At 70.2% G+C, this 13,853-nt stretch carries 11 protein-coding genes; 6 read left to right on the forward strand and 5 right to left on the reverse strand.

The window, feature by feature from the left end; all coding sequences use genetic code 11:
• Window positions 1-77 precede the first annotated feature (77 nt).
• The 4 genes from ASE16_RS03020 to ASE16_RS03035 all read left to right on the forward strand — a co-directional run bounded on the left by ASE16_RS03020 (window position 78) and on the right by ASE16_RS03035 (window position 5,973).
• Window positions 78-1,379, forward strand: coding sequence for a bifunctional glycosyltransferase family 2/GtrA family protein (locus ASE16_RS03020; protein ID WP_055890419.1), 1,302 nt, complete (start codon window positions 78-80; stop codon window positions 1,377-1,379).
• The gene (locus ASE16_RS03025; protein WP_055890422.1) at window positions 1,376-3,481 is read left to right on the forward strand and encodes a glycosyltransferase family 39 protein; all 2,106 of its coding nucleotides are present in this window, start codon (window positions 1,376-1,378) and stop codon (window positions 3,479-3,481) included. Before ASE16_RS03020 ends, ASE16_RS03025 begins: the two co-directional genes overlap by 4 nt.
• Before the next feature lie 49 nt (window positions 3,482-3,530).
• Entirely contained in the window at window positions 3,531-4,868 is a 1,338-nt protein-coding gene (locus ASE16_RS03030) for an APC family permease (RefSeq protein WP_055890424.1), read from the forward strand.
• Between the two features lie 124 nt (window positions 4,869-4,992).
• Window positions 4,993-5,973 carry a LacI family DNA-binding transcriptional regulator gene (locus tag ASE16_RS03035; protein WP_055890426.1) on the forward strand — a complete coding sequence of 327 codons (981 nt, stop codon included), beginning with the start codon at window positions 4,993-4,995 and terminating at the stop codon, window positions 5,971-5,973.
• A 4-nt stretch (window positions 5,974-5,977) separates the two neighbouring features.
• Here the strand turns inward: ASE16_RS03035 and soxR are convergent, their stop codons facing one another.
• Window positions 5,978-6,427, reverse strand: coding sequence for a redox-sensitive transcriptional activator SoxR (gene soxR / locus ASE16_RS03040; protein WP_055890428.1), 450 nt, complete (start codon window positions 6,425-6,427; stop codon window positions 5,978-5,980).
• Window positions 6,428-6,463: 36 nt separating this feature from the next.
• Between soxR and ASE16_RS03045 the strand changes: the two genes are divergently transcribed.
• Both ASE16_RS03045 and ASE16_RS03050 read left to right on the forward strand, forming a co-directional pair.
• Window positions 6,464-7,933 (forward strand): MFS transporter, encoded by a 1,470-nt coding sequence (locus ASE16_RS03045; protein ID WP_082581182.1) that lies wholly within the window; start codon window positions 6,464-6,466, stop codon window positions 7,931-7,933.
• Between the two features lie 184 nt (window positions 7,934-8,117).
• Complete coding sequence (locus tag ASE16_RS03050; protein WP_235500292.1) at window positions 8,118-8,537, forward strand: DUF5684 domain-containing protein; 420 nt, start codon at window positions 8,118-8,120, stop codon at window positions 8,535-8,537.
• 79 nt (window positions 8,538-8,616) lie between these two features.
• Here the strand turns inward: ASE16_RS03050 and xylB are convergent, their stop codons facing one another.
• From xylB to ASE16_RS03070, 4 genes are all read right to left on the reverse strand, one after another.
• A complete protein-coding gene (gene xylB / locus ASE16_RS03055; RefSeq protein WP_055890430.1) occupies window positions 8,617-10,056 on the reverse strand; it encodes a xylulokinase in 1,440 nt (479 codons plus the stop codon).
• A 66-nt stretch (window positions 10,057-10,122) separates the two neighbouring features.
• Window positions 10,123-11,313: a xylose isomerase gene (gene xylA / locus ASE16_RS03060; RefSeq protein WP_055890432.1), complete on the reverse strand. Its 1,191-nt coding sequence runs from the start codon at window positions 11,311-11,313 to the stop codon at window positions 10,123-10,125.
• A gap of 11 nt (window positions 11,314-11,324) precedes the next feature.
• Window positions 11,325-12,584 (reverse strand): endo-1,4-beta-xylanase, encoded by a 1,260-nt coding sequence (locus tag ASE16_RS03065; RefSeq protein ID WP_055890434.1) that lies wholly within the window; start codon window positions 12,582-12,584, stop codon window positions 11,325-11,327.
• Between the two features lie 76 nt (window positions 12,585-12,660).
• Window positions 12,661-13,689, reverse strand: a complete 1,029-nt coding sequence (locus ASE16_RS03070; protein WP_055890436.1) for a LacI family DNA-binding transcriptional regulator — start codon at window positions 13,687-13,689, stop codon at window positions 12,661-12,663.
• Window positions 13,690-13,853 lie beyond the last annotated feature (164 nt).

The following is a 13,853-nucleotide window of genomic DNA, read 5'->3' on the forward strand; positions in this document are numbered from 1 at the left end:
GACCGCGGAGGAGATGCATTCACCCCGCATAGGGTCAGCAAAGGTCACAGGAATGTAACGACGTGAGGGTTGTCCTCATGTCGCACACACTCTCACCCCTGTCGCTCGACATCGTCGTGCCCGTCTACAACGAGCAGGCGACGCTCGAACAGTCCATCCGTCAGCTCAACGCCTACCTGACCCGCGAAATCGACCAGACCTGGCGCATCACGATCGCCGACAACGCGAGTACGGACGCGACCGCACAGATCGCCGACGCGCTCGCGGGCGAACTCCCCGGCGTCGTCGCGGTGCACCTCCCGCAGAAGGGCCGGGGTCGCGCGCTCAAGCTGGTGTGGGGCTCGTCGCCGGCCGACGTGCTCGTCTACCTCGACGAAGACCTCTCCACCGACCTCGCCGCCCTGCCACCGCTCGTCGCTCCGCTGCTCTCCGGCCACTCCGACCTCGCCATCGGCACCAGGCTCGGCCGAAGCGCGCGGGTCACCCGCGGCGGCAAGCGCGAGTTCATCTCCCGCAGCTACAACCTGCTGCTGCGCCGCACGATGGCGGTCGGCTTCAGCGACGCACAGTGCGGGTTCAAGGCCATCAGGCGGGAGGTGGCGCACCGGCTCCTCCCGCTGGTCGAGGACGACGCGTGGTTCTTCGACACCGAACTGCTGATCCTGGCCGAGCGGGCCGGGCTGCGCATCCACGAGATCCCCGTCGACTGGGTGGACGATCCGGACAGCTCTGTCGACATCGTGTCGACGGCGCGAGCAGACCTCAAGGGGATGCTCAGGGTCGGCAGCAACATCGCGCGCGGCCGCATCCCGCTCGAGTCCGTGTACGCGGAGCTCGGGAGGCGGCCGTTCGACCCGCCGAGACCGCCGAGCTTCTTCGGGCAGGTGGTGCGCTTCGGCGTCGTCGGCGTGCTGTCGACCGCCGCGTACGCGGTGCTGTATCTGCTGCTGCAGGGGCTGATCCCCGCGCAACTCGCGAACTTCGCCGCGCTGCTGATCACCACGATCGCGAACACCGGGGCGAACAGGAGGTTCACGTTCGGGGTCAGGGGCAGGAGCGGTGCCGTGCGGCACCAGTTCCAGGGGCTGATCGTCTTCGGGGTCGCCTGGGGGATGACCGCAGGATCGCTCGCCGTGCTGCACCTGTCGGCGCCGGGTGCAGGAGCCAGGGCGGAGCTGATCGTGCTCACGGTCGCGAACCTCGTGGCGACCCTCGTGCGGTTCGTGCTCCTGCGGCTCTGGGTGTTCCGAGCATCCCGTCGCCCGGCTCCCAGCGCCGCACCGCCAGCAGTGGACGCGGCCCCTCCCATCCCGATCGAGTCGATGCGGGACCACGCACTGCACACCACCGACCTCCGACAGGAAGCGAACGGATCATGACCACCACGACGCAGGACCACCCGGCGGTGACGTACCCCGCCTCCGAACAACCGACAGCCGGAGGGCGGCTCAGAGCGGCCGGACGCTGGCTCATCCGAGGAAGGGCGGGGAGCGCCGCCTGGGAGCGCCCAGCTCTGCTCGGCCTGCTCGGCGTCGCAGCGCTCCTCTACCTGTGGGATCTGGCGGCGAGCGGCTACGCGAACTCGTTCTACTCGGCGGCCGTGCAGGCGGGGAGCGTCAACTGGGAGGCGTTCTTCTACGGCTCGAGCGACGCCGCCAACTCGATCACGGTCGACAAGCCGCCGGCGAGCCTGTGGATCATGGCGCTCTCGGTGCGGCTGTTCGGCCTGAGCTCGTGGAGCATCCTGGTGCCGGAAGCGCTGATGGGCGTCGCGACCGTCGCCATCGTCTACTGCATCGTACGGAGGCACTACTCGGCGCAGACCGCGCTGCTCGCGGGCGGTGTGCTGGCGATCACACCGGTCGCCGTTCTGATGTTCCGGTTCAACAACCCGGATGCGCTGCTGGTGCTCCTGCTGACCGCATCCGTCTACTTCACTCTCCGCGCCATCGAGTCCGGCCGGATGCGCTGGCTGCTGCTGGCAGGGGTGGCGGTCGGATTCGGCTTCCTGACGAAGCAACTGCAGGCGTTCCTCATCCTCCCCGTGCTGGCCGGTGCGTACCTGGCCGTGGCGCCGGTCTCCTGGAAGAAGCGGTTCGGTCACCTGTTCGCCGCCCTCGGCGCGGTGATCGTGTCTGCGGGCTGGTGGGTCGCCGTCGTCGAGCTGGTGCCTGCGTCCATGCGCCCGTACATCGGCGGATCGCAGACCAACAGCTTCCTGGAGCTGACGTTCGGCTACAACGGGCTCGGTCGCCTCACCGGCGACGAGACCGGCAGTGTCACCGGTGGCGGCGGGACGACCGCCGGCGGAGGGATGTGGGGAGCCACCGGCATCCTGCGTCTGTTCGAGAACGAGATCGGCGGCCAGATCGCCTGGCTGCTGCCCGCCGCCCTGGTGCTGTTCGTGCTCGCGCTGGTGCTCGGCCGGGCGGCGAAGCGGACGGACGCGCGCAGGGCGACGCTGCTGCTCTTCGGCGGGTGGCTCATCGTCACGGCCCTTGCGTTCAGCTTCATGGCCGGGATCTTCCACGCCTACTACACCGTCGCTCTCGCCCCGGCACTGGCGGGGACCGTCGCCATCGGGGCCGCTGCGGCCTGGTCGGCGAGGGAGAAGCTGTGGGTGCGCATCCTGTCGGCGGTGACGCTGATCGGCACGGCGGTGTGGGCGTGCGTGCTGCTCGACAGGGCGGCGGACTGGCTGCCCTGGCTGAAGGCGGTGGTGCTGGTGCTGGCGATCGTCGGGGCGATGCTGCTCGTGCTGCCTCCGCGCGGTCGGATGTTCGCGGGAGCCACCATCGCCACCACGCTCGTCGCCGCACTGCTCGCCCCCGCCGCGTACTCGGTGGAGACCGTGGCGACGCCCCACACCGGCTCGATCGTGACCGCAGGCCCGACAGTCTCCGGGTCGATGGGCGGCCCTGGCGGAGGTGCGGGCCGCGGCGGCTTCGGCGGGGCGCAGGGAGGCGCGGGAGGACCAGGCGCGGCTCCCGGAGGGACGGGGGCGGCAGGAGGAACGGGCGGCACCGGTGGTGCAGGCGGCGGGTTCGCGCCTCCCGGCGGGACCGGAACGACGCAGGGCGGCGCAGGGACCACCACCGGCGGCACCGCTCAGGGCGGCGGGATGGGCGGCCTCCTCGGCTCCTCGGCCGTCAGCTCGCAACTCAGCGCTCTGCTGAAGTCCGACGCGTCGTCGTACACCTGGGTCGCGGCGGCGATCGGCTCCAACTCGGCGGCCGGATACCAGCTCGCGACGCAGGAGGCGGTCATGCCCATCGGCGGCTTCAACGGCTCCGACCCGTCGCCGACGCTCGCGCAGTTCATGGCGTACGTCGCCGCGGGGAAGATCCACTACTTCATCGCGGGCGGCGTCGGGCAGGCGAACGGAGGGAGCAGCGCATCCAGTGCCATCGCGAGCTGGGTGGAGCAGAACTTCACGGCGACGACGGTCGGGAGCACGACGGTCTACGACCTCACCAGGTAGACCAGCGGCCGCAATAGGCGATGTCGGGGGTCCGCGCCATCATGGAGACATGACGGAAAGCGGGCCCTCGATCGCGCGCGCCCGGGGCGACCACGACGATGGCCGACCGGGGGATACCGCCGAACCGCACGGGCACCTTGGTGTCGCCGGCGGCACGGCGCTGTACGTCGCCGCCGTCCTCGGCACAGGCATCCTCGTGCTTCCGGCGCTCGCCGCGTCGGTGGCCGGGCCGGGGTCGATCATCGCGGTCGCCGCCCTCGCCGTCATCTCCATTCCGCTGGCCGCCACGTTCGCGGCGCTCGCGCGCCGGCATCCGGATGCCGGCGGCGTCGCGACCTTCGCCAGACGCGCCTTCGGCCCGACCGCCGCCCGCGTCATCAGCTACTGGTTCTTCTTCGGAACGCCGATCGGGGCGCCGATCGCCGCACTGATGACGGCCAGGTATGTGGTCGCGGTCATCGGCGGGGATGCGCCGACCACCACGCTCATCGCCATCGGTCTCATGGTCATCCCGGTCATCGTGACGGCGTTCGGCGTGCGGTTCGCCGGGTGGCTGCAGCTGGTGCTGTCGGCCGCACTGGTCGCCGTGCTCGTCTTCGTGCTCGCCGCCGCCGTCCCGCACGCGAACCCGGCCAACCTGCAGCCGCTGCTGCCGCACGGCTGGGAGGGCGTCGGCCTCGCGATGAACCTCTACATCTGGGCGTTCGCCGGATGGGAGGCCGTGGCGGGGATCGGTGGGGAGTTCCGCAACCCGAAGCGGGACATCCCGCGGGCGACGGCGCTGGCGCTCGTGATCGTCTCCGTCGCGTACCTGGCGATTCAGACGGTGACGGTCCTGGTGCTCGGCGGACGCGCATCCACCAGTGCCGTGCCTCTGCTCGACCTGGTGGTGGTGTCGTCCGGCAGGGGAGGCGGGATCGTGGTGGCGGTCATCGCTGCCATCGTGGTCACAGGGGTGTTCAACGCGTACCTGGCGGCGTTCAGCAAGCTGGGCGCCGCGATGGGGCGCGACGGCGACCTGCCGCGCTGGTTCGGGCGCGGTGCGGAGAACGGCGGCATCGCGCGTCGCGGCCTGCTGCTGTCCGCCGTGATCATGGCGGCGTACTCCGCGGTGGTGCTCGCCAGCGGCGACCTGCAGCCGTTCATCCTCGTGCACACGAGCATCGCCGCGGCGGTCTATGCGCTCGGCGTCGCTTCGGCGCTCGTGCTGCTGCCGCGCCGGTCGGTCGGCTGGTGGATGTCGCTCGCGTCCTGCGTCTTCGCGGCCGGTCTCCTCCTCCTCGCCGGCTGGCACCTCGTCTTCCCGCTCGCCCTCGCGATGGCTGCCGTCCTCATCCGCCCCCGCCGTCACTCCCGTCCCGCCCCCACCCCCTCCGCTCCCCGATGATCGAGTCCGAACCTGTTCAGGCGACGCGCCGGGGCTGGCCTGAACAACTCCGGACTCGAACGCGTGGTGCGGCACGCATAATTGGGGGGTGACGCACGAGGAAGGCGCGGGCAGGGCCGCCAGTATGCGCGACGTCGCGCGCGTCGCCGGAGTATCGCACCAGACTGTATCGCGCGTGCTCAACGGGCACCCGAGCATCCGGGCGTCGACGCGCGAGAGGGTCGTGCAGGCGATGGATGCGCTGCACTACCGGCCCAACCGCGCGGCGAGAGCGCTGGTCACCGCCAGGTCGAACACGATCGGGGTGCTCACCTCCTCCGCCGCCGCGCTGTACGGCCCGGTGTCGAGCATGGGCGCGATCCAGAACGCCGGACGCGAAGCTGGGTACTACGTCACCGTCGCGCAGCTCGCCGACCTCAGCGCGGAGAGCATCGCGGACGGGATCGACCACCTGCTCGCGCAGGCGGTGGAAGGCGTCGTCGTGATCGCCCCGCAGGAACGGGTGCTCGACCAGATCGCCACCAGCCTCGACGTTCCGTACGTGACGCTGCAGGCGGGTGCGCAATACGCGGAGAAGGAGCTGTCGGTCGACCAGATCGCCGGAGCCCGCGCCGCCACCCGCCACCTGATCGACCTCGGGCACCGCAGGATCGCCCACGTCTCCGGGCCCCTCGGCTGGATCGAAGCGCAGGCCAGGGTGCGCGGTTTCGAGGAGGAGCTGCGCTCGGCCGGGCTCGATGCTCTCCCGCCGATCCGCGGCGACTGGTCTGCGCAGTCCGGCTACGTCGCCGGTCTGGAACTGCTCGCCGACCTGACCATCACGGCCGTGTTCGCCTCCAACGACCAGCTCGCCCTCGGGGTCATGCACGCTGCGCGCGACCTCGGCAGGGACATCCCCGGCGACCTCAGCATCGTCGGCTTCGACGACATCCCGGAGTCTGCGCACTTCTGTCCGCCGCTCACGACGGTCAGGCAGGACTTCGCCGAGCTGGGCCGCCGCTGCGTCGCCAGGCTGGTCGCCGAGATCGAGTCGACAGAGGAGCCGCACCCCGGCAACGTGCAACCGGCGCTCATCGTGCGCGCCTCCACCGCCGCGCCGCGCTGACCGGTCAGTCGTCGTCCATCCATCTGCGCGGTCCTGGTCCGCTGCCGCCGAGCTCGTCCGACGGGTTCTGCAGCGCGCAGGTGCGCAGGCTGAGGCACCCGCATCCCATGCAGCCGGTGAGGTCGTCGCGCAGGTGCTCGAGATCCCGGATGCGCTCGTCGAGTGCATCCCGCCACAGCCGCGAGAGACGCGCCCAGTCCTTCTTGGTCGGCGTCCTCCCCTCCGGTAGCGAATCGAGCGCGATCCGGATCTCGGCGAGCGGCACGCCCACCCGCTGCGAGACCCGGATGAACGCCACCCGACGCAGCACGTCCCTCCGATAGCGCCGCTGGTTGCCCGCCGTGCGTTCGCTGTTGATGAGGCCCTGCCGCTCGTAGAAGTGCAGGGCGGACACGGCGACGCCGCTCCGCGCGGCCAGGTCGCCGACGCTGAGGATGGGTTCGGACGGGTTCATTGACCTCAACCGTAGTTGAGGTCATAGGCTCGCACCATGACCAGTGACGACATCGACCGCACGGGCGCGCCAGCGCAGCCGGGCGCGGCCGTTCAGCCCGATGCGCCGGAACGGCGGGTTGCGCCGGAACAGCAGGGCGCCGCAGTCGCCGATCTCTCTCCGCCAGGGGGTGTGCTGAGCCAGCAGTACCGCTGGGTGAGCATCGGGATGTGCGCCCTCATCATGCTGGCGGCGTTCGAAGCGCTCGCCGTCACCACGATCATGCCCACCGTGAGCCGCGAGCTCCACGGTGCGAGCCTGTACGCGTTCGCGTTCGCCGGCCCGCTCGCCGTCAGCGTGGTCGGCATGGTGCTCGCGGGTGCATGGTGCGACAGGGGCAGCCCGAGGAACGCGCTGTTCGCCTCCGTCGGGATGTTCGTGGCCGGGCTGCTCGTGGTGGGGACCGCCCAGAACATGGGCGTCTTCGTGGCGGGCAGGCTCATCCACGGCTTCGGGGGAGGGGCGCTGACGGTGGCGCTGTATGTGATCGTCGCCCGCGTCTATCCCGCGTCGCTGCACGCCAAGATCTTCGCCGGGTTCGCGGCGGCCTGGGTCATCCCGTCGCTGATCGGACCGCTGATCGCGGGGGCGCTCGCCGAGTCGGTCGGGTGGCGCTGGGTGTTCCTCGGCGTCGTCGCCCTGGTGGTGCTCGCGATGCTGATGGTGGTGCCCGCGATGCGCGGGGTGCACCGGCCGGCCGACGGCGAGGAGCGTCCACCGCTCGACCTGCGGCGCATCGGCTGGGCCGTGCTCGTCGCTGTCGCGGTGCTCGCGCTCAACCTGACGGCGGAGGCGCGCGGCCCCGTGCAGTGGATCGCGCCCGTGTTCGCCGTGGCCGTCGCGCTGTTCGCCATCCGTCCGCTGCTGCCTGCACGGGCGCTCCGCGCGGCCCGCGGCCTGCCGAGCGTGATCCTGGTGCGCGCGATCGTCGCGGGGACGTTCTTCGCCGCCGAGGTCTACGTCCCGCTGCTGCTGGTGACGGAGTTCGGTTTCACGGCGGCCCTCTCCGGCCTCGCTCTGACCGCTGCAGGCGTGAGCTGGGCGGCGGCGTCATGGGTGCAGGGCAGGTTCCCCGCGATCCGCAACAGCACGGCGGCGATGCTCGGCTCCGCCGGACTCAGCATCGCGGTCGGTTCGCTGCTGCTGACGGCGCTCTTCCACCTCCCGCCGGTGATCGTGGTGGTCGGCTGGGCGTTCGCGGGGGCAGGCATGGGCATCCTGTACCCGAGGCTGGGCGTGCTCACGCTGGAGTACTCGACGATCGAGAACCAGGGCTTCAACAGCTCGGCGCTGTCCATCGCGGACGCGATCGGCTCGTCGATCTCGCTCGCGGCGACCGCGATCGTCTTCGCGGCGCTCGCCGGACTGGGCGGCGCGTGGCCGTTCGTGGGAGCGTTCGCCTTCACGGGCATCCTGTGCCTGGCGTCGTGGGCGGCAGGCCCGCGCATCCTGGTGTCGCGCCGCTGACGCGGCACCCATCCAGACTCGTCGCGGCGGCAGCCGGACGGCTCCCGAACCGCGGGGCCGAGCGACAGCCGTCCGCCGCCGCGACGATACTCCGAGGTCACACGACGACACGCCCGGTTCACCTCGCGTCCCCCTGTTGAAACCCTGAGTGGATACTGTCATTCCGTTCACAGAGAGGACACCCATGTTCCCCATCGCCTTGGCCGCCGACGGCCTGATCGCCACCGAGACCACCGCATACAACCCTGTGCCGTCCGTCATCGGCGGACTCATCGGATACATCCTTGTCGTCATCGCCCTGTGGCCCGTGTTCACCAAGGCGGGCAAGCCGGGCTGGGGCGCACTCATCCCGATCTACAACACCTACCTGCTGGTGAAGATCGGCGGATTCCACGGCGCGCTCGTGATCCTGTACTTCATCCCGATCGTCAACATCATCGTCGCGATCATCGTGGCCCTCGGTGTCGGCCGTGCGTTCGGCAAGGGTGCTGCGTTCAGCATCTTCCTGCTCTGGCTGCTCGCGATCATCGGGTACTTCATCGTCGGCTACGGCAGCTCGCAGTACGTCGGTCCAGGCGGCAGGCGCGAGGCCGTCACGGCGTAGTCACCGCCAGTCACGCAGAAGGGTGCGGCCGGGAATCTCCCGGCCGCACCCTTTCGCGTTCGCGTCTGCGTACTCCTGCTCAGGCGCTCGCGCTCGCCGTCGCACGCGCGTACTGCTCGCGGATGACCTGCCTGGTGTCCACGGCCAGCGCGGGGGCCGCATCCACCGTCCAGGACGGGCGGGTGCCGGTGAGCGCCCATGCCGCCTGAACCGCCGCGCCGTCCGCGACGTACTCGCCGGGGGACGGCACCACGACGGGCGCGTCGAAGACCTGCGCCGCGATGGCAGCGACCGCACGGTTCTGCGCCGCACCGCCGATCAGGAGCACGCGCTTCTCGCGCACGCCGACCGCGCGCACAGCGTCGAGACCGTCTGCGAGGCCGCAGAGCATCCCCTCGATCGCGGCGCGTGCGAAGGTCGCCGGCCGGGTGCTCGCGATGGTGAGCCCGTGGATGCTCGCGGTCGCGTCCGGCAGGTTCGGCGTGCGCTCTCCCTCGAAGTACGGGACCAGCACCACGCCCTCTGCGCCGGGCTCGGCGGACAGTGCGAGCTCGGCGAGCGCGTCGAAGTCGACGGAGAGCAGGTCGGCGATGGAGCTGAGCACGCGGGCGGCGTTGAGGGTGGCGATGAGGGGCAGGCTGAGCCCGCTCGCGTCGGCGAAGCCGGCGACGGTTCCGCTCTCGTCGGCGACGGGAGCGTCCGTGACCGCGAACACCGTTCCGCTGGTGCCGATGGACACGACCACGTCGCCGTCCGCGGCGCCGAGCCCGAGTGCAGCGCCCGCGTTGTCTCCCGCCCCTGGCCCGACCAGTACGCCGGACGGGGTGCGCCCGGCCGGCTCCGCCGGCCCGAGCACGCGGGGGAGCACGACGCCGTCGCCCTCGGCGCCGGCCTCGCGGGCGCCGCGGCCGAATGCCTGGGAGAACAGGTCGAGGTCGTACGCACCGGACGCGGCACCCCAGTACGCCGTGCCGCTCGCGTCGGAGCGGTCGGTGGTCAGGGCGTCGAGGTCGGGGCCCAGCTCGCTCTCGCCCTCCGGGCCGTAGCCGAGCAGGCGCCAGGTGAGCCAGTCGTGCGGGAGTGCGACGGCCGCGACGCGCGCGGCGTTCTCCGGCTCGGCATCCCGGAGCCAGCGCAGCTTGGTGGCCGTGAACGACGCGACGGGCACGACGCCGACGCGTGCGGCGTACTCCGCGGCGCCGACCTCTGCGATCAGGTCGCGGGCAGCCTGCGCGGAGCGGGTGTCGTTCCAGAGCAGGGCGTCGCGGACGACGCGGCCCTGTGCATCCAGTGCAACCATCCCGTGCTGTTGTCCGGCGATGGAGACGGCGGCGACGTCGTCGAGTCCTCCGGCCTCCGCGATGGCCTGCTGCAGCGCAGTCCACCACGCGGCGGGGTCGACCTCCGTGCCGTCCGGGTGCGCGGCACGGCCGAACCGCACGACGGCTCCCGACTCCACGTCGCGCACGACGACCTTGCAGCTCTGGGTGGATGAGTCGACTCCGGCGACCAGGGTCATCCGCTCTGTCCTTTCAACGGGGGAGAGGGGCGCCCCGGTCGGAGCGCCCCTCAGGAGTGGGTCGGTTCAGCGTGCGCCGAGCAGGTGCTCGAGCGCCAGCTGCTGCAGCCGGACGAAGCCGAAGCCCTTGCCGCCGAAGTACGCGTCGGCGTCGAATTCCTCGAATGCCGAGCGGTCGGCGAGCAGGTCGTCGTAGCTCTCGCCGTCGGCGATGGTCGGCTGTGCGAGCTGGGTGACGCGCGACGCCTCCAGGGCCTCCTGCACCTCGGGGTCGGCGCGGAACGCCTGCGCGCGCTCCTTGAGCAGGAGGTAGGTGCGCATGTTGGCGGCCGCGGAGTCCCAGACGCCGGTGATGTCCTCCGTGCGCGACGGCTTGTAGTCGAAGTGGCGGGGGCCGTCGTACGACGGGCCGCCGTTCGGGCCGCCGTTCTCGAGCAGGTCGACGAGCGCGAACGCGTTCTGCAGGTCGCCGTGACCGAAGACCAGGTCCTGGTCGTACTTGATGCCGCGCTGGCCGTTGAGGTCGATGTGGAAGAGCTTGCCCTGGTACAGCGCCTGGGCGATGCCGGCGGCGAAGTTCAGTCCGGCCATCTGCTCGTGGCCGACCTCGGGGTTGACGCCGACGAGCTCAGGGCGCTCCAGGGTCTCGATGAACGCCATGGCGTGGCCGACGGTCGGCAGGAGGATGTCGCCGCGGGGCTCGTTCGGCTTCGGCTCGATGGCGAAGCGGATGTCGTATCCCTTGTCGGTGACGTACTGGCCGAGCAGGTTGACGGCCTCGCGGTAGCGCTCGAGCGCCGACCGGATGTCCTTGGCTGCGTCGTACTCCGCACCCTCGCGGCCGCCCCACATGACGAACGTCTTGGCGCCGAGCTCTGCCGCCAGGTCGAGGTTGCGGAGCACTTTGCGCAGCGCGAAGCGGCGCACGGCGCGGTCGTTGGAGGTGAAGCCGCCGTCTTTGAAGACCGGTGCGCTGAACAGGTTGGTGGTCACCATCGGCACGATGACGCCGGTGTCGGAGAGGGCGCCCTTGAGGCGGTCGATCTGCTTCTGACGCTCTGCGTCGGTGGAGCCGAACGCGAACAGGTCGTCGTCGTGGAAGGTGAGGCCGTACGCGCCGAGCTCGTTGAGCTTGGTGACGGCCTCGACGACGTCGAGCTGCGGGCGGGTCGGGCCGCCGAACGGGTCTGTGCCGTTGTATCCGATGGTCCAGAGGCCGAACGAGAACTTGTCTTCGCGGGTGGGTGTTGCGGTCATGGGAGTTTCCTTCAGGTGTTCGATGGGATGGAGATCGGAATGCGATCGGTGGTGGGGTCGATGGTGAATGCGGTGGCGCCGTCGCCGACGCGCGCCAGGTAGTCGCCGCTGAAACCGGAGACGGCGACGCGACCGTGCTCGTCGGTGATGGTGTTGGTGGGGGAGAGCCACCAGTCCTCCTTCACCAGGCGGCGCAGCGCGTCGTACGAGGGTTTGGGCGTGCCGTCGGCGCGGACGAGCCCGATCGGCGCTCCGAGCCAGGCGTCCGCGTCGGTGATGCCCCAGTACGTGATGGCCTCGACGGCGGGATGAGCGACGAGCGAGCGGTAGTGCCGCACGAGTTCGTCGGCCTGGCGCTCTTCGCCGTCCGGCGTGGACGGCCACGACGGGATGCGGTAGTCGTTGAGGTCGACGATGTCGGCGGGCATCAGGTGCCCGGAGACCAGCGATGTCTCCGTCAGGTGCAGAGGGAGGCCGTAGCGGGCGAACCGGTCGACCGTCGCGAGCATCGCATCCTCTCCCCAGTAGCCCTGGTGCATGTGCGTCTGCAGGCCGATGGCGTCGATCGGGATGCCGGCCTCCAGCACGCCCTCGATCAGGCACTCGTATGCGGTGGACAGGTCGAAGTCGTTGAGCAGCAGCTTCACCCGCGGGTTGGCCGCTCGCGCTTCCTCGAACGCCATCCGGATCATCTGGATGCGGCCTCTGGCGCGGGCGAGCGGGCTGATCGCGTTCTCGCCGTTGTCGAACACCGGCATGATGACGACCTCGTTGATTGCGTCCCAGGTGTCGATCAGGCCGTCGAAGTCGCGCACGTCGCGGTGGATGCGCTCGCGCTGCAGGCGCTCGACCTCGTCGAGCGGCAGGCCGAGCAGCCAGTCGGGCTGCACCGTGTGCCAGACCAGAGGGTGACCCTTCAGCGCGACGCCTCTCTCGCGGAACCAACGCGCCGTGCGCTGCAGCCGCAGCGTGTCCGGTTCTCCGCGGCGCTGCTCGAACCTGCCCCAGTAGAACGGCAGCGTCGCCGTGTTGAAGACGTCGGTGTACAGCGCGGCGAGGCGCTCGTCCGCGTTGCTCGTGCTCTCGCCGTTGGCGATGCCGATGAAGTCGAAGCCGATGTTGCCGAACGTGAAGGCGTGCCTGGTCTGTTCGACCGTGACCTCGACGCCCGCGAGCGGCTCTCCCCGTGTATCCAGAACCGTCACGACGGCCTCGTGGATGCGGTGGGCCTGCGCCGTGCTCGACGGTGCGGCTGCGGAATAGATCGACACTGATTCACTCTCGGAGGGGAATTGTTGTTTCTAAGAACATATCAGCGAGAGCGGCCGATGGGAAATGGAATTTTCGTCAGGCGGTCGGCGCAGGCCCCGTGCTGGCGCGGACGACGAGTTCCGCCGGCAGGTGGACCCCGCTGGACACGGGCTGGTCGTCCAGCAGGGCGAGCAGCATCTGCAGCGCGCGCTCGCCGAGTTCGTGCAGAGGTTGCGCGACGGTGGTGAGCGGGGGCGTGGCGTTCGCCGCATCCGGGATGTCGTCGAAGCCGACCACCGACAGATCCTCCGGGATGCGTAGCCCGAGCTCGCGAGCCACCGACACGACGCCGAGTGCCGAGGTGTCGTTCGCGGCGAACACCGCCGTCGGCCGGTCTGGGCGGCTCAGCAGCTCCCTGGCGACCGTGGCCGACTGCGCGGCCGAGTACTCGCCGAAGAGCACGAGCTCCTGGTCGAACGGGATGCCCGCCTCTTCGAGTGCTGTGCGGTAGCCGTCCTCGCGGAGCTGGGCGGATGCGAGGTCCCTGCGGCCGCGGATGTGCGCGATCCTGGTGTGACCGAGCTCGATGAGGTGGCGCACGGCGACGAGCGCGCCGCCGACGTTGTCGGAGTCGATCGTCGCCGGGCCGCCCTGCCCGGTGTGCGGGTCGATCGCGACGACAGGGATGGACGTGCTCGGGATGAGCGTGGTCGGCGTCACGATGATCGCGCCGTCGATGAGCGTCCCCGCCAGGCGGGAGAGCGACTTGCGCTCCCAGCCGACGCTGCTCTCGCCGGAGACGAGCCCGGTGTACGCGAGTAGCTCGTACCCGGTGCCGGTCGCGGCGACGGATATGCCCTTGAGGAGTTCCACTGAGAACGGCTCGAACTCCGCGACCAGGATGCCGATGACGTTCGTGCTGCGCCTGCGCAGGCTGCTCGCCACCAGGGACGTCTCGTAGCCGAGCTCGTTCACGACCTCCATCACGCGGCGAGAGGTGGTCGGTGCGACGCCGTATCGTTCGTTGACGACCTTCGAGACGGTGGACACCGAGACGCCGGCCGCCCGAGCGACGTCGTTGATCGTCACCCTGCCGAAAGAGGATGGATCGAGTTCGGTGGACATAGTGGACACAGTACCGTGCGCCCAGCGGTTTTCCGGGTTGCCGACAGCAATCTCGATAACGATATCGAAAACGTTATCGACAACGTTTGACAAAGCGCGCGATCGAATGCGAAGCTCTCCGCGGCGGACGATTGTGCGTCAATGAGGACAACCAAGGAGTTTCC

Origin of the sequence: Leifsonia sp. Root227, assembly GCF_001428745.1 — a bacterium.
Taxonomy (GTDB): Bacteria; Actinomycetota; Actinomycetes; order Actinomycetales; family Microbacteriaceae; genus Leifsonia.